Here is a 1,127-nt window from a genome sequence, read left to right on the forward strand (position 1 = left end):
GACCAAAATAACCGCGATGTACAGTTCAATGCTTTTATGGATGCCAGCGGCTACGAGCCGCCAATCGCTTACACCTCCGGCATCCTGCTCGATCGTACGACCAAGACAGTGTCCTACCTTGGTAACGAGTATCGGGCGAAAGGCTCCTACATCCCTTTCACGACCAGCAACTGGGCGACGGATGCGGCGAAGCTAAAGCTGATCGGGGATGACTCGCTGCGTCAAGATATCGCTAACATTTTCGACCCCTTGCTGGGTACGGGGGTTGTGGGCTTTCTTAACGGTTCTCAAGGCTCTTCTGGCCGCACCTTGCATAATAAGTTGGCAAGGGAACACGTTAGCATTGACGACTTCGGCGCGATATCGGGCGGCGCGGTTGGTGTGAATTCATCAAGAAACGCGCTAGCTCTTATGCGAGCAATTCAGCATGTATACGCCAAGGGCGGCGGTTCCGTGCTTGTACCCGCAACAGCAAACGGTTACAGAGTAAATTATCCGCCTTTTGTTATGGATCGCGTCGAACTGTATGGGGAGGGCCCAGGCTCGAAGTTGATTTTTGAAGACCCTGTTGGTTCGCATGGGCGCGGCGGTATCGTTATTGGTTCCAGCCTTGAGGCAAACCGAAACAAGGCAATCGCTGCGTACGATGCCGGGACGTTTCCGGGTGCGACAACCAAAGATCCGGCCTACGTTAACCTACCGTTGGGGACTTATCTGCGTGATAACCCGTCGAAGGTTGAAACCCGCAACGCCTGTGTTCACGACCTTTACCTTGTCGCGGAATTCAGCAGCCCTACCGGTTGGGGCGGGTATGGGATCAACTTCGTAAACTCTTGGAACTGCCACGCGTGGAACATCTGGGGCGAGGGGTGGACCCAGTTAATAGGCATGGGGTCCGACGTTTCACCTGAAACACCTTCTAACCATCTGTGCACGGTACGCAACTACCATGTAATAAAGCCTGATCCGTACCGCTGCTATTACGCCATGGGCTTTATGGCAAACTCCACAAATTGTTTCATGTATGACCAATTTCAGCACGCACCATGCACTGAAACATGGGAAAGTATCGGCAAAGAAGGGAACGGCGTAGCGGCGAACCGATGTGAAAACGGGGGGATTTTTGG

General features: G+C 53.3%; 1 protein-coding gene. It reads left to right on the top strand.

Annotation, left to right across the window (positions count from 1 at the left end; all coding sequences use genetic code 11):
• Positions 1–1,127, top strand: a 1,127-nt coding sequence (locus AC1DRJ_RS28920) for a hypothetical protein (RefSeq protein ID WP_477805144.1), incomplete at both ends; no start/stop codon positions are given.

It is taken from the genome of Pseudomonas sp. P5_B2 (genome assembly GCF_056400445.1).